Annotated in this window: 14 protein-coding genes; 8 read left to right on the top strand and 6 right to left on the bottom strand. The window is 41.8% G+C overall.

All coding sequences use genetic code 11. The features are described from left to right. Nucleotides 1-4: 4 nt before the first annotated feature. Both CXF83_RS22560 and CXF83_RS15940 read left to right on the top strand, forming a co-directional pair. Nucleotides 5-154: a hypothetical protein gene (locus CXF83_RS22560; protein WP_157822949.1), complete on the top strand. Its 150-nt coding sequence runs from the start codon at nt 5-7 to the stop codon at nt 152-154. Between the two features lie 154 nt (nt 155-308). Then, the gene (locus tag CXF83_RS15940) at nt 309-1,697 is read left to right on the top strand and encodes a coproporphyrinogen III oxidase family protein (protein ID WP_232775130.1); all 1,389 of its coding nucleotides are present in this window, start codon (nt 309-311) and stop codon (nt 1,695-1,697) included. Nucleotides 1,698-1,959: 262 nt separating this feature from the next. Here CXF83_RS15940 and CXF83_RS15935 read toward each other — a convergent pair whose 3' ends face one another. The 6 genes from CXF83_RS15935 to dinG all read right to left on the bottom strand — a co-directional run bounded on the left by CXF83_RS15935 (nt 1,960) and on the right by dinG (nt 7,433). After that, nucleotides 1,960-2,226, bottom strand: a complete 267-nt coding sequence (locus CXF83_RS15935; protein ID WP_101093575.1) for a late competence development ComFB family protein — start codon at nt 2,224-2,226, stop codon at nt 1,960-1,962. Nucleotides 2,227-2,290: 64 nt separating this feature from the next. Next, nucleotides 2,291-3,199 carry a histone deacetylase family protein gene (locus CXF83_RS15930; RefSeq protein WP_101093574.1) on the bottom strand — a complete coding sequence of 303 codons (909 nt, stop codon included), beginning with the start codon at nt 3,197-3,199 and terminating at the stop codon, nt 2,291-2,293. Between the two features lie 12 nt (nt 3,200-3,211). Next, nucleotides 3,212-3,910, bottom strand: coding sequence for a DUF2057 domain-containing protein (locus tag CXF83_RS15925; protein ID WP_101093573.1), 699 nt, complete (start codon nt 3,908-3,910; stop codon nt 3,212-3,214). A 9-nt stretch (nt 3,911-3,919) separates the two neighbouring features. Continuing rightward, entirely contained in the window at nt 3,920-4,582 is a 663-nt protein-coding gene (locus CXF83_RS15920) for a primosomal replication protein (RefSeq protein WP_101093572.1), read from the bottom strand. Next, the gene (locus tag CXF83_RS15915; RefSeq protein ID WP_101093571.1) at nt 4,579-5,352 is read right to left on the bottom strand and encodes a sulfite exporter TauE/SafE family protein; all 774 of its coding nucleotides are present in this window, start codon (nt 5,350-5,352) and stop codon (nt 4,579-4,581) included. The genes CXF83_RS15920 and CXF83_RS15915 overlap by 4 nt, the downstream gene beginning before the upstream one ends. An 8-nt stretch (nt 5,353-5,360) precedes the next feature. Beyond that, complete coding sequence (gene dinG / locus CXF83_RS15910; protein WP_101093625.1) at nt 5,361-7,433, bottom strand: ATP-dependent DNA helicase DinG; 2,073 nt, start codon at nt 7,431-7,433, stop codon at nt 5,361-5,363. A gap of 101 nt (nt 7,434-7,534) precedes the next feature. Here dinG and CXF83_RS15905 point away from each other — a divergent pair, with 101 nt between their 5' ends. The 6 genes from CXF83_RS15905 to CXF83_RS15880 all read left to right on the top strand — a co-directional run bounded on the left by CXF83_RS15905 (nt 7,535) and on the right by CXF83_RS15880 (nt 19,137). Continuing rightward, nucleotides 7,535-9,919, top strand: coding sequence for a DNA polymerase II (locus CXF83_RS15905; RefSeq protein WP_101093570.1), 2,385 nt, complete (start codon nt 7,535-7,537; stop codon nt 9,917-9,919). Between the two features lie 232 nt (nt 9,920-10,151). After that, the gene (locus CXF83_RS15900; RefSeq protein WP_101093569.1) at nt 10,152-11,357 is read left to right on the top strand and encodes a porin; all 1,206 of its coding nucleotides are present in this window, start codon (nt 10,152-10,154) and stop codon (nt 11,355-11,357) included. A gap of 1,141 nt (nt 11,358-12,498) precedes the next feature. Then, a complete protein-coding gene (locus tag CXF83_RS15895) occupies nt 12,499-15,474 on the top strand; it encodes a TonB-dependent receptor domain-containing protein (RefSeq protein WP_101093568.1) in 2,976 nt (991 codons plus the stop codon). Nucleotides 15,475-16,475: 1,001 nt separating this feature from the next. After that, complete coding sequence (locus CXF83_RS15890; RefSeq protein WP_101093567.1) at nt 16,476-17,258, top strand: DUF3450 domain-containing protein; 783 nt, start codon at nt 16,476-16,478, stop codon at nt 17,256-17,258. Continuing rightward, complete coding sequence (locus CXF83_RS15885) at nt 17,258-18,613, top strand: MotA/TolQ/ExbB proton channel family protein (RefSeq protein ID WP_101093566.1); 1,356 nt, start codon at nt 17,258-17,260, stop codon at nt 18,611-18,613. Before CXF83_RS15890 ends, CXF83_RS15885 begins: the two co-directional genes overlap by 1 nt. After that, nucleotides 18,613-19,137: a MotA/TolQ/ExbB proton channel family protein gene (locus CXF83_RS15880; protein WP_101093565.1), complete on the top strand. Its 525-nt coding sequence runs from the start codon at nt 18,613-18,615 to the stop codon at nt 19,135-19,137. The genes CXF83_RS15885 and CXF83_RS15880 overlap by 1 nt, the downstream gene beginning before the upstream one ends. Nucleotides 19,138-19,143: the final 6 nt, after the last annotated feature.

Below are 19,143 nucleotides of genomic sequence, written 5' to 3'. Positions count from 1 at the left end.
CTCTATGAGTAAAAGTAAATCTGTTTCATCCCCTTATTTGTTCCAATCTCGTCATGGCATCTGGTATGCGCGAATAGTCGTACCTGAAGAGCAACGAAGTTCCTTGATAGACGATAACCGCCAGAGGTTACTCGCAGTCTCTGTCGGTCGATAACCAAAGGGCCGTTGACTTGACATTAAAGGTTATTTTACTGCCTATATGTGACTATTAACAAAGACAAAACAATGTGCGTCAAGCGACAAATATCAATAAATATCAATAGATAATCATCTATATTGTTTCTATACGACAGTTTATCCGTTCCAGTTTGATTACCCTAAACTCTTCTTATCTCTATCAACACCATATAGCCCTCATTATGTTTCATCAAGGCAGTTGGTATTGCTTTTTAAGGTATTCAAAGATGATGTATTCTATTTCAAAGACTCGCCTGTACCTGGCTACCGATAGTCTGGATTGGATGATAAACCGCAGCATTAAACAATCTCTCTCGCTGCAAGATGCCGTGCCTTTAGCTGCTGGGGAAGACAGCGTTCCCAATAACCCCGTAGAAACCTTATATATTCATATTCCCTTCTGCCACACTCTGTGTCGTTTTTGCTCATTTCATAAGGTTAAGTTTCAAGAGACCCTCGCCAGAGAGTATTTTAAGGCATTGAGGCAGGAGATACGCGAGGTCATCAGCAGAGGCTACCGCTTTAACCGTGTGTATATCGGTGGCGGCACCACTACGATCCTCGAAGATGAACTGATTAAGACGATAGAGCTTATCAAGAGCTTGACGACAATCCGTGAAGTCTCTTGTGAAAGCGACCCCATCTATTTCAGTGAAGGAAATCCTAGTCAGCTGAAGGGCTTAGTAGATCGTATGTCGATCGGAGTACAGAGCTTTGATGATGTCATACTCAAAAGCACGGGGAGATTTGAAAAGTTTGGCTCAGGTGAGCAACAGGCTGAGTATGTCAGTCGTGCTATCGAATTATTTCCTACTGTCAATGTCGATATGATGTACGGCTTTAAGGTGCAGACTGCAGACTCGGTACGACAAGACCTGCTACAGACCATGGCGCTGAACCCAGATCAAATCACAACGTATCCCTTGACGGTTGGGATTGGAAAGAACCGCAAGAAAGCCGGATGTTTGGCAGGAGACCCTCATGAACTTTGGCCTCAGTTTTTGGCGGTGAAGCAAACATTGGCACAGCGCTATGAAATGGATTTCCCCTGGACCTTCAGTCGTAATTTTGGGCAGCCAGTGAAAAATAAATATGTACTCGACGGCGAAGATTGCCTGGGCGTCGGCTCTGGAGCGTTTGGCCGTTTTGGCGAACAATTTCGTATCTCAAGCTTCGATATTGCAGATTACATCCGCTTAATGAACCAAACCCAATCCGGTACTTGTTACACTAAACCGCTAGAAAGTAAAGCGGTGATGCAGCACCACTTAATGATTATGATGGGACACGGACATCTGGATAATAAAGTGTTTAAGGATCATACCGGGCGTTCTCTGTGGCAGGCTTTTCCGCTGGAAATGAGTTTTTTACTGGCATCAGGGGCAGTTGTAAAGCAGGGTGATGATTATCACACCACTGAGCAAGGGCAATTTATCGCCCTGAAGATGTTTGTTGGTTTCCTTAGTGGCATGGATCACCTCAGAGAGCAGGCGAGGGATCTGCCATTAACCAGCATTTAGTCATTAATGACTACACGTTGGGGTTTCTATTTGAAGTTAGCCTAATATTCATATACTTCAACATAAAAGGCCTCACAGCGATGTGAGGCCTTTTATTTTTCTGCTAGAGCGTATGTTCAGAGCCTAAACTCTTATCGATATGGTTAAGCGTCAGATCTAAAGGTAGATGAGGCGGTTACACAAAATGATTTACAGATAGTAGCTGATCAGGCTGAAGCAATAGGGGGAAGCTTGCAATCAAATGGTTTGCTCCCCCTTTTGTTTAACCTTCTTTCTTTTGATTTGCTTTTAAATATGCTCTGGACTTTTCGAGTGCTTCTTGGATCTCGGATTTCATTTGTTGAAGTTCGGCGTAATTTTCAAAAAAATAGGTATCAACCAAATGCCTTATGTATCGAGTGGGTAGTTGATTGAGAGTAATACAGCATAGATCAGCAAGGTAGTCTTCAGGTAACTCGTCTAACAAACCTTCATCTGAAAGCAGCTCAAGTAAAAGAACTTCATAGTAATTTCTAATTTCTAGTTGCATACACCTCTCCCTGAATCGTCTCTGTATATGACGTGGTCAATCTAATGAGACTGGATTTTTAAGCTTATTCGGACCACACAGTATTGGCGGCTAAAAACAGTTGGCTATGTCGAATGTTCAGCAAGTCCTTATCGTTACTGTATCCCCCTCCAATGACACAAGCAATGGGTATTTCGGCTGACTTTGCTTGTTGTATTACGTCCTCATCTCGCGCAAATATCCCAGTGGTACTGATATCAAGATAACCCAGATTGTCATCAGCGTGAATATCGACGCCAGCATCGTAAATGATAAGATCGGGTTGGTGCAGGCGAATAAGATAAGCGAGGGCTTGTTGCACCGTTTCTAAGTACTGTTTATCAGTGGTTCCCCGCGGCAGTTCAATATCATAATTCGATTGCTGCTTTCGGGCGGGAAAATTTTGTTGGCAATGGATAGAGCAAGTAATGATATCGTCAAAAACAGTCGTTATTGTCGCGGTACCATCACCTTGATGTACGTCGCAATCGAAAATTAAAACAGTTTCAATATTAGGCTGCTTTAATGCTTGCAGCGCAGCGTAGCTCATATCATTAAAGATACAAAAACCACTACCAAATTCATGGTGAGCGTGATGATAGCCACCACTCAAGTGGATAGCACAACCGTACTCAATGGCTTTTAAACACGTCAGTTCAGTCCCCGCAACAGAGTAGAGTGTTCTTTCAACTAGAGTCTCACTCCAAGGAAAGCCAATCCGACGCATTGATTTAGTATCAAGTGTCCCTGTAATAAATCCGCGGACATAATTGGGACAGTGAATACTGGCTAATTGGTTTTGAGTGACTTTTTCTGATGCAAAAAATTGCGATTGTGAAGCTATTTTTTGTTCGAGTAAGTATTGGTATAAATAGCGGTATTTTGTCGACGGAAAGCGGTGTTTGGAAGGTAACGCCAGCTTGGAATAGCTGGCGTGATAGATCAGCGGGATCATACTCTAAGAGACTTAAAGTTGTTTTATTGCCCAGCCCATGAATTCTTTACGTGTTTTCTCATCTGCGTGTAGCCACCAGTACTGCAACATCTGTTCAGCTTTTGCGGCATCAGCAGCAGTTGTTGTTACTGTTTGAGTCGCTGTAACGGCAGTCGCTGCGACAATAGGAGAAGGTTTACTTACTGGAGCCGTAGGTACAGCTGAAGCTGCCGCTACGCCGCCAGTAGCAACAGCAGCTTCTACATCAACATCTGTTGCAGTGTTGCCGCTAAATAGACGCGAGACAAAAGATTCCTCAGCGATATTAGTCTGAGTAACTTGGTAATTAACGACCTTATTATCTTGTCGAGTGATGACGACTTGAGGAGCCTTGGCAAACTTAGCGGGATGCTTTACAAAATCACCGTCAGCGGGCTTCATGTGATACTCATAATCACCATCCACTTTTAGAGTGATGATAAAAGGCGAAGACTTAATATTGGTTTCGCTATCACTAAAATCATCTTCGACAAGATCATTGTATCGAACGGCGATCTTGTGGGTACCATTGCTGAGTTCGAGTTCAGACTTATGGTTAAATAAACTGGTTTCAACTTCTTGCCCATCAAGCGCGATATATTCAAATGACATTGGAATATTCAAATTTGCAGCAAATGCTGCAGAGGAACCACATAAAGCGAGAATAGCGGTTATTGGTAGTAGCGGTTTCATTATTGCTCCTTAACGATTTTGGCCCTTGAAAGGTCGCTCGAATAATTGGATACGATCTTCAATGTAGCTGGTGGCTTGTCGACACTTGCCGAGGCGAGAGTGTTGAGCAAGGATCTCATTCTGTAGCTTTATTTTGTCAGCACTATGACAGTTATCAAGAGAAGATTGCAAATTTTCAATTTTTTGTTCAATAATCTTAGCCCAGTTCAAATGTTTGTTAAGTTCTTCATACAGTTGATGGCTATTTTGCATAACATTTGATGCGATCCAGCTAAAGCCGCTTTGCTGGTGAGCTCGAACTCCACGCTTTATTGCATGCGCGCGTCGAGTGCGTTTTTGCTGTTCTAACGACTTAATATTAATACCGGTTGTAGCAAGTGCTCGGCGAACGGCACTAAAGCGGTCTTGTATTTTTTCACAGCTAGATATAATGGTGTAAGGAGAGCGTTTAGCATTGATGAGTTGTTGTAGCTGAGCTACATTTTTTGAAAGCTGATCGATACAAGGTTTAAGTTGAGCGCCTTCTTGCACAAATAATTCATTATTAAAACGCTCAACGTCTTGCATCATTTTTCGTTGTCCAGCGGGCAAGTGGGCATCGTGTTGCAACACCTCTTGTTCTAGCTGCTTTAGCTGGTATTTAAGTCGATTGATGAGTTCGCTGGTTGTCATGCCCATGCACTCCAGGCCAATTGTGCTGCGATTAATAGAATCATGGTAACGAAAATAGGGCGAATGAACGGCAGTCCAAACTTAATGGCTGAATGTGCGCCAATATAAGAACCAATCATCATACAAATCCCCATAGCGAGCCCTATGGTCAAATGAACTTGACCCATGACCAAAAATATAATGAGCGATGTAAAATTGCTGGTAAAGGTCATTGCACGAGCAAGCCCTAAGCTATAAAGCAAAGGCAACTTATGCATACCTGTACTGGTGACTGTCCAGAATGCACCAATGCCTGGCCCTGCAAAGCCGTCGTAAAACCCAAGAGGTAAGCCTTGCAACCATTGCATTCTTTTACGCTTAGGTTTTACCGGTATTTCACAGTTTTTACAGCCCATGGCATTAGGCTGGAATAGAGTATAAATAGCGATGGTGATAATAATTAACGGTAGCCATTTTTCCAGCCACTGGTTATCGATAATCGAAACCACAAATGTGCCGATAACTGCGCCGATGAAAGTGGCGATAAAAGTGTGATACCACAAGCTAGGGGAGAATAATCTTTGCTTATAATAAGTAAATGCCGCCATAGATGAGCCAAAACAGGCTGCCAATTTATTGGTGGCAAGTGCCATGTGGGGAGGGATCCCCATGGCTAATAATGCAGGGATAGAAAGCAGTCCACCGCCGCCAGCTACAGCGTCGATAAAGCCTGCAATTAAGCCTATCAATGCTAACAAAGCCCAGCTACTTGGCTCTAGTAATAAATCCAATCGTTGTCCTATTCAATAACGCGTCGAAAAGGCGGTAGGGCATCTAATAATGATTTTCCATAGCGCTTGGTGACTAAGCGTCTATCTAAGATGGAAATCCGGCCATAATCCTGTTCTTTTCGAAGTAATCTACCACAACTCTGTACCAATTTGCGCGAAGCATCTGGGATTGTCAGTTGTAAAAAGGGGTTTCCACCCTTTATTTTAATATATTCTGAATGAGCTTGCTCAACCGGTGACGTTGGCACTGCAAAAGGTAACTTAGTAATGATGAGGTTAGTTAAATAATCACCTGGTAAGTCGAGGCCTTCTGAAAAACTGCCTGTACCAAAAATAATACTGGGTTTGCCATCATCGCAGCGTTGTTTATGTTGCTTTAGGATCTCTTGTCTTGGCAACACGCCTTGGACCAGTAATCCTGTTTTTATTTTACTTTCAACAAGGTCTACGACTTTTTCCATTTGCCAATAAGAGGCAAATAACACCAAACTGGCCATTTCATCTTCAACGAGTGCGATGATTTGCTTAGCGAGCTCATCGGTATAGTTGTCATGTGTTGGCTCTGTATCCATATGGGGTAAGAATAACGTCGCATTTTGCTCAAAATCAAACGGTGAGTCGAGCGCAAGATAGCGACTGCCATCGTTTATGGATAAGCCCACTTGATGAGTAAAGTGATTAAAGTTATTGAGCGCTCTGAGTGTTGCACTACAAAGCACCACACCAGCCGCCTTTTCCCAGAGTAAATTCTCTAACATAAAGCCGACTTCGATCGGTGAGACACTGAATAAGTAATCAGCCTGCTTACCTGTGAGTTGTTCAATCCAGCGTGCCATTGGCGCACCTTTAGGGCTATCTTGCTTAGCCATCATTTTCCACAGCTTTTGCAAGTTTTCAATGCGCTGCAGCATAAAGCCTGTTTCTGACAGTAGCGCTTCAGATTGGTGCTTGGGAATATCACCATCTTTTATCGCTTCATTGAGCAAGGCCAACATTTTGTTGAACTGTTTCAATGCCACATTGGAAGCTGTAGCGAGGTTTTCGGCAAGAATAAGCAGTGCTGGTGGTAATTTACCGTGTTCGAAACGAAAGCGGTTTTCTGGATTATCAAATTGGTTAGCTTGAGCATCACAAAAGTGAGCAACTTGATTGAGTAATCCGCTAATATCGCCAACATGGTCGAGCATTGCCTGTGCAGGCGCAATGATATAATTGCTCTTAATCTGGTTTTGAAGCTTTGAGGTTGTTTTGGTGAGTTTTTCAAGCCAATCGGTCGCGCCACGGATGGTGGATTGAGCGCTACTAAAGTCACGAGCAACAATGGGCAGGTGGTGTGCTTCATCGATGACATAATAAAGATCTGCAGGATCGGGCAGAATGACTCCACCGCCCAATTCCAAGTCGGCAAATAGCAGACTATGGTTGGCGATTAATACATCCCAGGTATCGAGATCTTCTCGGGCTTTATGAAAAGGGCAATTTCGATGACTTGCCAATTGCTTATGACAGCTATGCTTATCACAGGCAATCTGTTGCCACAAGTGATCCGGCAGAGGTTGAGTTAATGTATCGCGCTCACCATTCCAGCGAGACTCTTTATAGTCCTTTAGCAGTCCCTCTAACATATCAACCTGGCTTTGATCTGGCTTTGATTGCCACATCGCCATTTGATTACTGTCATCAGGACCAACAAGCATCTCTAACTTAGATAAACACACATAGCGTTGTCGTCCTTTGACTAAGCCAAAGGTAAAGTCTAGACCGGAGTGTTGCAGAAAAAAGGGTAAATCTTTATGCAGTAATTGCTCTTGCAATGCGACGGTTGCAGTCGCGATACAGACCTTTTTTTTATTTGCTAACGCTAAAGGAATTGTCCCCAAAATATAGGCCAGTGATTTACCGATACCAGTACCAGCTTCGACCACGATGATGCGTCGCTGCTTGTCATATTCCCCCGCAAGGGTTTTTGATATTTCCGCAACAATATAATTTTGCTCCCGGCGAGAGCGAAAATTGGGCAGAGCTAAAGCAATACCTTTATATATAGTACGGATCTGAGTTTTAACGTCTGCGGATAACATGAATGCACTGGTCCAGTAAATAATGCTGTACATAATAACAGTGATTACATAGCCTAAGAAGTGTTAAGTGATTATTCGTGAATTTATTTGAGTAAACAGCCATGACCTCAACAACCAATGTGCTTCAGACAATAAAGGGGCGAGTGCTAACCCGCCATGCAATACATCGGCAAGATGGACTGTGCCTACAGTACTTTATTGCCACACAATCTGGGCCGGTGACCGTTGAGCTTCCACAGCAAGAACATGTGTGTTTTATTCGTACGATTGATGAAAATATTATTAATCAACATCAAGAGTTAAAGCACATTCGTCGTAAGCGGCTAACGCTTAAAAGTTTCCAGCATGAAGACGTCACTGCGCTGTATACCCGAGATCTGAGACATCAGCGCAACCTAATACGGATTGCGAAAGACCAAGGTATTGAACTCTTTGAAAGTGATATTAAAGCTGAACATCGATTTTTAATCGAACGCTTTATTGCTCTTGATGCTGAATTTAGTGGTCATTTCGAACCTGCTGTACAGGGAGCCCAGCCACGTTTTATCGCTAATAAAGCCAGACGAGCAGAGGCTGTACAATCGCTTAAAGCCATTTCATTCGATTTTGAATGCAGTTTTAGTGGGGAACTCTATTCTGTTGGTTTATACGGTCAGACAGAAACGGGTGTGGTGTTTGAAAAAGTCATTATGGTTGGCGCGCCACAACCGGTTGAGGTTGATTATATTCAGTGGGTTGAAAACGAACCTGCACTCATTCACCAGTTGATTGCTTGGTTTGCAGATTACGACCCCGACATTATCATTGGTTGGGCGGTGGTGACTTTTGATTTAGCCCTATTATATCGGCGCGCGAAACACCATGGTATTCCGCTTACTATTGGGCGCAGCAACCAAAATTTGAGCTGGAAAGTTGATGATAAATATAGGCCAGAGACACTGCGATTACCAGGAAGAGTGGTACTCGATGGTATTGATTGGTTGAAAGCGGCATTTTATCAGTTTGATCGTTATTCACTTGAGTTTGTGTCGAGAGCATTGTTGGATGAAGGCAAAGCTATCGACAATGTGGGTAACAGAATGGATGAAATTAATGATCTGTTTGCCAACGACAAGCCCGCGTTGGCACACTACAACCTCACTGATAGTCGTCTAGTCTGGGATATATTTGAAAAAACACAGCTGTTTGAATTTGCGATAGAGCGGGCAAAGTTGACGGGGCTTGAGCTTGGACGTGTGGGAGCATCGGTTGCTGCATTTATGAATTTGTATTTACCGCACTTGCACCGAAGTGGTTACATCGCTCCGAGTGCACCCGCCAGCGATGGCATTGAGAGCCCCGGTGGCTATGTGATGGACTCCGTTCCTGGCTTGTATCGACATATTTTGGTGTTAGATTTTAAGAGTCTTTACCCATCCATCATTCGAACGTTTCTAATTGATCCTAAAGGGTTAGTTGAATCATTACATCAACAAGAGTCTGACACCGTAGAGGGCTATTTAGGGGCAAGGTTTAGTCGGAAGGAGCCCATTTTACCTCGCTTAATTAAGCACCTTTCTGAACAACGAGAGTTGGCTAAAATTAACCACAATGCACCGCTTTCTCAAGCGATAAAAATTATCATGAATTCGCTATATGGTGTGCTTGGCTCTCGAGGTTGTGTTTTTCATGACGCTAAGCTCGCGAGCTCAATTACTATGCGTGGCCATGAAATAATGAAGCAAACACGCAGCTGGATAGAGGAGGAGGGCTTTGAAGTTATTTATGGCGACACCGATTCAACCTTTGTCTGGTTAGGTAATGATTTTGATGAAAGTAAAGTGCAGGCCACTGGTAAGGAACTTGCTTCAAAAATAAATCAACTATGGCTACAGCGGCTCACTGATAAATTCGGTATTGATAGTTTCTTAGAGCTAGAGTTTGAGACTCACTTTGAACAGTTTTTTATGCCAACGCTCCGCGGTTCTGCCGAAGGTTCAAAAAAACGTTACGTCGGCACAAAGAAGGATGGGCTTGGAAAAACAACATTAGTGTTCAAAGGAATGGAACAAGTACGCAGTGATTGGTCGCCGCTGGCGAGAAGAGTACAGTATGAACTCTATGAGCGGTTATTTAACCAGCAAGATATCGAAGCGTATATCAAGCTCACTATCGATCAGTTAAACAGTGGTGCTTTGACGGAAGAATTGGTCTTCGTTAAAAATTTACGTCGCAACCTTGAAGATTATACTGCAAAGTCATCTCCTCATTTAAAAGCGGCAAGAATACTCTTTGAAGCAACCGGTGATCAAAGTGTCACCAAAAAAGGGGCAAGGATCGAGTACGTAATGACAACGTCTGGCGCCGAACCGCTATCTCATCAAAAATCCCCCATTGATATTGATTACTACATCGACCGCCAATTAGGGCCTATTGCTGAGCCCATACTTTCAATAATGAATAAAAGTTTCAGTAAAGTTACATCAAATCAAATGACGTTAATTTAAGCAGGGCCATATTAACGCCTTGCTATCTTTATGTTAACAATTGGTTCGATCCCTCGGCTGTTATAGGCTTGCGAGTTAAATTGGTGCAAAATATGGCTATTTTTGTGATGTTCGTCTTTGAGTGATTGCTAATCTTTTGCTAACCTCGTCTGCAAATAGGATAGAAAGAAAACAACGGAATGGAAATATATTGAATGAAGCAGATTGAACATAATTAAAGGTTAGGCATTAGATGAAAAAGACTTTAGTAGCATCGGCATTAGCCGCAGTAATTTTTGTACCCTCAGTATCAGCAATCGAAGTTTATAAAGATGATAAAAACGCAGTAGAAATTGGTGGTTGGATTGATGCTCGAGTGATCAATACACAGGGTGCTACAGAAGTCGAGAATGGTTCGTCGCGTATTAATTTCGGTTTTACCCGCAACATGGGCGATGGCTGGAAAACATTTGCAAAGATAGAGTGGGGCGTTAACTTAGTTGGTAATAGCTCAATTACAAACTCTAGCGGTACTTATGCTAATGAATTCACATCAGAGAGCAACGATTTCTTAAGCACTCGTTTAGGTTACGTTGGACTTGCTCATGATACTTATGGTTCATTAACTATTGGTAAGCAATGGGGCGCTTGGTATGACGTGGTTTATAATACTAACCTCGTAAATACTTGGGATGGTAATACCTCTGGTACTTATACTCTCAATAAAGCGGACGGCGCTATTAATGGCACCGGTCGTGGTGACAAAACAGTTCAGTACCGTAATGCATTCGGTGATTTTAGCTTCGCAGTTCAAGCACAGCTAAAGCAAGATAGCTTCGATTTGTATGAAAGTGATAACTTCCCAGGATTCATTGACGCTGCTGCAGTTGCCAACAACAACCCTATTGCAACGGTTCAGTATGACAACACTTACGGTGCTTCTGCAACTTATAATGTGTCAGATGACCTAGTCATCACCGCGGGTGCTAACGTAGGTCAGTTTGATGCTGATTACCAGTCAGGAAAGTCTGTCAGTGAAACTGATTTGATCTTTGGCGCGGGTGCGACTTGGGGTGAGTTCAATGGCAAAGGCTTTTACGGTGCAGTCAACGTTAACAAGCAAGAGTTCCACGATACTGATAACTTGAACCGTTATATCCCTGAAGCATTGGGTATGGAATCTCTGTTCTCTTATAAGTTTGATAATGGTCTTCGTCCTCTTGTTGGCTACAACATTTTAGAAGCCGGTGATGAATACGGCGATGCTTACAATGGCGATGTGTTCAAACGTCAGTTCTTGCTTGTTGGTTTACATTACGTTTGGGATGACAACACTATGTTGTATCTTGAAGGTCGTAAAGACTTCAGTGATTTCACCAGTTCAGACAAAGCACAACAAGCAGCGATGGAATTCTCGGAAGATGACGGTATCTCTATCGGTATTAGATATTACATGTAATATTTAGTCGATAATTACCTTAGAGATACTCAAGGTAATATTGATTCATAAGCCAGTAGCTTTAATAGCTGCTGGCTTTTTTGTAATTATTGGGCGCGCCTGTTAACTGTTTAACAATTCTAAGATGGCACCGGAGTTATGATTTAACTATCATTATAATAATGCGCACTTGATACAGGTCTTATTAATATCTCTTCGGAAATAGCTAATCGACAATATATAAAAATCTAGTCAAGTTTCTACTGTAATAGCAATTACCAACTTTTTGGATATTGTATCCGCTCTTCTTTGGTGAATAAGTTGCCTATTGAACAAGCAATCTGACCTAGCAGCTGAAACAATAAATCAATCAAAGTTTTGAAGGCCTTAGCCGCTAGTGGCAGCAAGTGCTAATAGCTATTATTTCAAACGTATGTTCTAAAGCTGTATTGCCGATCCACTTGATGCGATTGTTAATGTCTCCTGTGGTTGGATAGGAACATTAGTAAATATCGTTTGAAAATCGTCCAATAGAATATTTTTGTCAAATAATTATGAAAATATTCTTTTAAGCACACAAATATGAATGGTTAATCACTTTAAAACAATGGCTTGCGCCTGATTGCTGTGTGATGAAAGACTTGCTTTTCACTGTAAAGTTTACATTACATCCTTGGCGTATTCATTCATTTACCTGCAATCCCTTTGGCTTCCAAGCTAACAGTTTCTTGATTTTTTGTCATTTTCACTGTCCTTTCAAACAGGTTTTTACATGAGTGAAATTTAGGTTTACTCGAACTCACAGTACTTGTGTATATTGTATAAATTATTTTTAACTGTTTTTATAACAGTATGTTAGGGTTTTTTTTCTTTTATGTTCTATGTTTTATGTTTTTTTGCACTTCAGCTTTTCAGTTGCTTGTTTTGTATTTTTTTAAAATTAAAGCGGTAAGAGAAGTCGATAACTTAATAACGAAATCAAATATGACGACAGTGCTAATAAAGGTGTTACAGCTGTAGCGTTGAAACGCGGTATATGTTGTAAAAATGTTTCTGGTGTGTTTTTATTTGTGTGCAAAAGATGAATTGGTAACTAGTTGTTAACTATTTTGTCGGTTTGTTTAAAACAATAAAATAAATAGAAAGACCAGGGAGATTCACGATGTATAAGAACAGTATAATTGCTAACTCGGTGCGTTTTGCATTAGTTGGTGGCGTTGTAACGGCGGCTTTCGCTTCTTCATTTGCTATCGCAGCAGAAGAAGAGAAAACTGAATTTGAAGAAATTGAAAAAATTGAAGTAACAGGTTCACGTCTTCGAACAACTGATATGCAGGGTTTTTCTCCTGTTCAAGTTATCGACTCTAAAGACATCGACATGTCGAGTGTTGCAAACATTCAAGAATTGCTTTTAAAAAACCCAGCGTTTGGTACTCCAGGTATTAGCCGTACTAACTCTAACTTCTCAACAGCGAGTGCGGGTGCTGCAACTGTAGATTTAAGAAACTTAGGCAGTTCAAGAACATTAGTACTTGTAAACGGTCGCCGTTTCGTTGCAGGTGTTCCTGGTTCATCAGCAGTAGATTTGAACTCTATCCCGACTCAATTTATTGAACGAGTTGAAATAATGACAGGTGGTGCTTCAGCTGTATATGGTTCAGACGCTGTAGCCGGTGTTGTTAACATCATCTATAAGAAAGAGTTTGAAGGCATTGAGTTCGATGTTCAGAAAGGACAAAGTTCTGAAGGTGATTCTGAAGAAACTCAAATTCAGTTTACAATGGGTACAACATCGGGTGACGGTAAAGGCAACATCATGATTCATGGTGCTTATACTGATCAAGGTGCTGTATATTCACGTGACCGTGAACGTTCTGCTGTCGACCAAGCTTCTGAAGGCGCATATTTCACAGGGTTGCCTGAAGATATGTTTACTGCTCGTCGTCCATTCTATTCGAGCTATTCACCACAAGGTCGTTTCTTTGCTGGTGATACTCAATATACTTACAACCAAGCTGGTCAGCTGCAAGAGGGCTGGTCAACAAACGGTTCTGATACTGCAGAAGCTAATGGTTTCAATCGTATGGATTACCGTACTATTGCAATCCCAACTGAACGTTATTTATTAGCAATGTCTGGTAAGTATGAGTTTACAGATGGTTGGAGTGCTTTCATGGAAGGTACTTACGCATCGACTCAAACATCTACTAAACTTGAGCCGTTCCCAATGGCTTCAGATGATGTGTACTCAGCTTCAGGTGGTCAGATGCCGCTTGAATATGAAAAGTTCATCGAGAGTGCGACTAATCCAGGCGAATACGAGCGTACTCTAGTGAGAAACGCTTATGTTCCAGATGCTATTTATAACTCTGCTACAGATACCAATGGCGACGGTTTGAAGGATATTTTCTTCACTCGACGCTTAGCTGATGTTGCTGCACGTGGTAACACTGCAGACCGTGATACTTTCCGTATCGTTGGTGGTATTGAAGGCGAAATAACTGACGGTTGGTATGCAGATGCATACTACGGTTATGGTCAAACAAAAGAATCTCAAGTTGGTAGTGGCCAGTTTAACTCACTAAACTTTAGATCTGCTTTGGAAGCTGTAGAAGATGAAGATGGTAACATCGTTTGTCGTAATGCTGATGCAGTAGCTGAAGGTTGTGCTCCAGTAAGCGTATTTGGTAAAGATTCTATCAGCGCTGAAGGTGCTGCTTATATCGATGCACCAAACATGTTGACAACTTTTACATCGCAAACAATTGCTGGTCTTAACGTTTCTGGAGACCTATTTGAATTGCCTGCTGGTGTTGTTGGTCTTGCGGGTGGTGTTGAATATCGCGAAGAATTCTCTAGAAGTGAGTTTGATGCTTTACAGTCTTCTGGTCTAAATGGTGGTAATGCTATTCCTCGTACAGAAGGTGAGTTTGATGTCATCGAGTACTTTGCAGAGGTTAACGTTCCACTTTTATCTGACATGTTCCTAGCACAACAATTGAACCTTCGTGGCGCATACAGAATCTCTGATTACTCTACTGTAGGTAATACTGATAGCTGGAACGTAGCACTTGATTGGGCTCCAATTGATGAAGTTCGTTTTAGAGCGATTAGAGCACAGTCAACACGTGCACCTAACATCAACGAGTTATACTCGCCACCAAGTCAGACATTCCCATCAGGGCTTACTGATCCTTGTTTAGGTGTTACAGCTTCGTCTTCAGGATCTCAGTCTGAGGCTTGTCGAGCAGATGCTGGCGTAATGTCAAACATCAATGCTAATGGTGAGTTCACACTTAGCCAATCTGATTTGCAAGGAATTAGTGGCTTCAACCGCGGTAATCCAGATTTAGAAGCAGAAAAAGGTAAATCTTGGACATTCGGTGTAACTGTTTCGCCTGACGGCTTAGCTGTTATTGAAGACTTTGACTTCACTGTAGATTATTACGATATTGAAATTGAAGACGCGATTGTTTCAACTCCTCGTCAGTTTATTTTAGATGATTGTTATGGCGGTTCAGCTTCTACTTGTAATTTCGTTACACGTAGAGCACAAGATACTGGTCCTAATAGTGCAGGTTCTCTGGAATATATTGATTCTGCTGTAACTAACAGTGGTGGTTTTGCTAACGAAGGTGTGGATTTAGTCGTAACATACGGCAAAGATATTGAAGACTATGGTTTAGCTGGTCAGTTTAATGCAAGACTTGCATATACTTATGTCATTGATGCTTACACAATTCCATTACCTGGTTCTGAGAAAGATCAAGATAAAGGCGAAATCGGCGCAGCAGAGAACAAGTTCTACTTGTCACTTGGCTACACGTATGAAGATCTAACTGTTGCTTGGAACACTACGTTTATAGGTGAGTCTTACCTAGATGACCAGTTCCTTTCTGGATATGATTTAGAGCCAGAGTCTGTTGGTGTTAGTTCAGTTACTTATCATGATCTGAACATTGCTTATAGACCTTGGGATATGGCTGAATTCTACATTGGTGCAAACAACTTGTTTGACCAAGAGCCTCCTAAACTTATTACAGGTTTACCATCAAGCAATACAGGTACAGAAACTGATGCTGGTACTTACGATGCAATCGGTCGTCGTTACTACGCAGGTGTAAGATTGAAGTTCTAATCTAGATTTATTCTTTACTAGTTAAAGCCCTTTGAACGAAAGTTCAAGGGGCTTTTTACTGTATTTTTATCACGTTCCTAGAGCTTGGGATAAGAGGCCTGTGCCACGTTGGTATTTGATAAGTCAGTAGGTGAATTATTAATTTAGTCGCGCAGTATTGTTCCTTTGAAGACATTTTAGTTCTGCTTCCGAAAACTCACTACCTTCAGATGCGACTCAATTAGAGGTACGATAGCGTTAATAGCCACATTATTTTTATTTACGCTCTTTTGAATTAAAATACAGTTTTTTATCCGGCGCTAATGAAGCCTGCGACCAAAAATCGATCTGTAATTTACTTTTATAATTGCATTTATTACTCAAACCATAATGCACTTTCATATCCGAGTTAATATTTTTTTAATCGATGGTTTTACAAATAGAGTCAAGGTTTTAGGCTTCACCAACTTGTCAAATAATTAGCGGTACCATACTTCCTTTACGAGAGAAGTTAAAAGCTGTTACTGCGCTCCACTTGGTAACCAATCATCTGTTTTTGTCTGCTAGTACTACTTAATAGTGCCGAGATAGCATCACTCTAAGTAAGTTTTGATCTGGTGTTATTAGCCCTTGTTAATGATATGTTAATTGTTGATGTGTAGGTTGGGTTGTTTAACCACCTGTTTTATATGGTTTTATTTTTTTATTTTTAACATTTTTATTTCCTTTATTCTAATTTTGTTTACGCCGTTTGTTTAAAAAAAGTCACTTTTGGCTATTTTACGTGCTGTAAGCTCGTTTTCTACTAGTTTTAGGACATTTCAAATGTTGACATAGGTCAACATTTTGTGGAATGATGCTAACGGGTCTACACCCTCGAAGGTGTAGAAAAGGGAATATAATAATTAACAATCACAATAGAAAGACGAGCTTAGGCACTGGGAACTAAAGCAGAATAAGCGTACGCACCCTGTTGTCGATAAGTTAAAGCTTTTTTAATCACTTCAAATTGGTTGGGAACTATGTCCAAGGTAAGCAATAAAACAAAAATCGCTACAGCGCTCATTGGCGCACTAGCCTTAGCCGGCAGTAACTTAGTGATTGCAGATCCTCTTTCTGACGCTCAGAAAGCAGACAGTAAAATTCACACTGAAGCTGCAACGTCTCAGAAAAAAGTTGATAAGTATTTTGACCAAGCTCAGGACATGTTGTTCGAGTACGGTTCAGTTGCTGATGAACGTGAATCACTAAAATCTTATAACGATTATGTAGCTGGCTTGGTTGCGGACCAAGAAGCAACCATGAAATCTATTCAAGGTGACATCAACGGCGTTGATTCATTACGTCAGGGCGTAGTGCCATTGATGTTCAAAATGGTTGATGCACTAGAGCAGTTTGTTGCTCTAGATCTACCGTTTAATCTGGAAACACGTGTAGCACGAGTGAACAATCTTAAGACGCTTCTTAATAGCGCTGAAGTCACATTGGCTGAAAAGTATCGCCTCATTCTTGATGCATACTCAATTGAACGTGAGTACGGTACTTCTCTTGCGGTTAAAACAGGTCAACTTAAGCTAGACGGTAAAGAGGTACTAGTAGACTTTTTCAACTTCGGTCGTGTATCACTATACGCAATGAGCTTGGATCAGAAGTCTGCGTGGATGTTTAACGGAGAAACTAAAGGTTGGGACCAGTTAGAAGATAGTAATCTTCGCGAGCTCACCAAAGGTATCCGTATTGCTCGTAAACAGGGCGCACCAGATCTATTCTCCTTACCAATTCCTGCTGCGGAGGCTGCACAATAATGAAGAAGTTAATTACTACAGCAATCGTTGCTGCAAGCCTGTTATTTACCGCTGGTTTCGCAAGTGCTGCAGATGCACCTAAAACAATTGACCAACTGCTTAATCAAGTAAAGGTTGATCGTGCTAATGCATCTAAGACAAACGCGAAGCGTGAGCAAGAGTTTAAGAATGAGCGTGGCGATAAAGCTGCATTGCTAAAGCGTGAAAAAAACGCACTAGCAACAGAGCGTCAACGTGGTAAAGATTTGAATCAAGCGTTTTTGGATAACGAGCGTAAAATCGGTCAGTTAGAAGAAGACTTAAAAACAGCTCAGGGTGACTTGGGTGAAATGTTTGGTGTTGTTAAAGGTGATGCTGGTGATTTCGCTGGTAAGCTAGCTGGATCTAACATTTCTGCACAGTATCCTGGTCGCGAAGTATTCATCGCTGATCTTGGTGCTCGTAAGCAACTTCCAAAAATTGATGAGCTAGAACGTTTCTGGGAAGAGCAGCTGTTTGAAATGGCTGAGTCTGGAAAAGTTGTTAATTTTGAAGGTTCTGTTACTGCCATTGATGGTAGCGTGCATAACACAATGATTACTCGTATTGGTGCATACAACCTTCTAGCTGATGGCAAGTACGTTGTATTTAACTCTGATCTAAGCCTAATCCAAGAGCTTTCACAGCAACCTGGTGGTTATCAAGTTAAATCAGCAGCTGCTTTTCAAGAAGCGACTTCTGGTACTGCTAACCTTTATATTGACCCTGTTCGCGGTGTTCTATTAAACATCTTTACCCAAAAAGCAACTATAGAAGAGCGTATTGAGGCGGGTGGAACTATTGGTTACATCATTATCGCGCTACTTATACTTGGTGGCATGATCTCTATCGAGCGTCTTATTACGCTAGGTATTGTTGGCGCTAAAGTTAAGGCTCAACGCAAGAATATAGATAACCCAGGTAATAACGCATTAGGTCGTGTACTTAAAGCATACCAGGACAACAAAGATGTTGATGTTGAAACGCTAGAGCTGAAACTTGATGAAGCAATTCTAAAAGAAACGCCAGCGCTTGAAACACGTATCTCTATCATCAAGGTTCTAGCAGCTATCGCTCCTATGATGGGTCTACTGGGTACAGTAACCGGTATGATTGCAACCTTCCAAAGCATTCAATTGTTTGGTACGGGCGATCCTAAGTTAATGGCTGGTGGTATCTCTATGGCATTGATGACAACGGTTCAAGGTCTAGTTGCGGCGCTACCGCTGATGCTTATGCATGCGATTGTTATTGCACGTAGTAAGTCAATCGTACAAGTTCTAGAAGAGCAAAGTGCGGGTATTGTTGCTTCACACGCAGAGAAGAGGAAAGCCTAATGTTATTCCTGATGGATATCTGGGATTCCGTCAGGGGCTTCATGGCCGCCGGAGGAGACATCCTCTGGTTAGTGGCAGGTGTATTGTTTGTCATGTGGGTATTGATGCTTGAGCGCTACTGGTATCTCAATTGGATATCACCAAAAGAGCACTCAGCAATCATTAGCGCATGGGAAGCACGAGAGGATTCAACCTCTTGGTATGCACACCGCATCCGTGAAGCTTGGGTATCCCAAGCGAAGCAAGATTTAACGGCACGTATGCTGCTTATCAAAACCTTAGTTGCAATCTGTCCTATGATAGGTCTGCTAGGTACCGTAACCGGTATGATATCAGTATTCGATGTGATGGCAGTTCATGGAACGAGTAATGCTCGTATGATGGCAGCTGGTATTTCAATGGCAACCATGCCGACAATGGCAGGAATGGTTGCAGCGTTATCGGGAGTCTTTTTTAGTACTCGCCTTGACGCAAAAATGAAAATCAGTTTAGCGAAGCTAAAAGACAGCATGCCGCACCACTAGAGAGAG

This window comes from Shewanella sp. Choline-02u-19 (genome assembly GCF_002836205.1).
Taxonomy (GTDB): Bacteria; Pseudomonadota; Gammaproteobacteria; order Enterobacterales; family Shewanellaceae; genus Shewanella.
The sequence above is the reverse complement of the archived record's forward strand: the minus strand, read 5'-3'. Positions and strand labels throughout refer to the sequence as shown.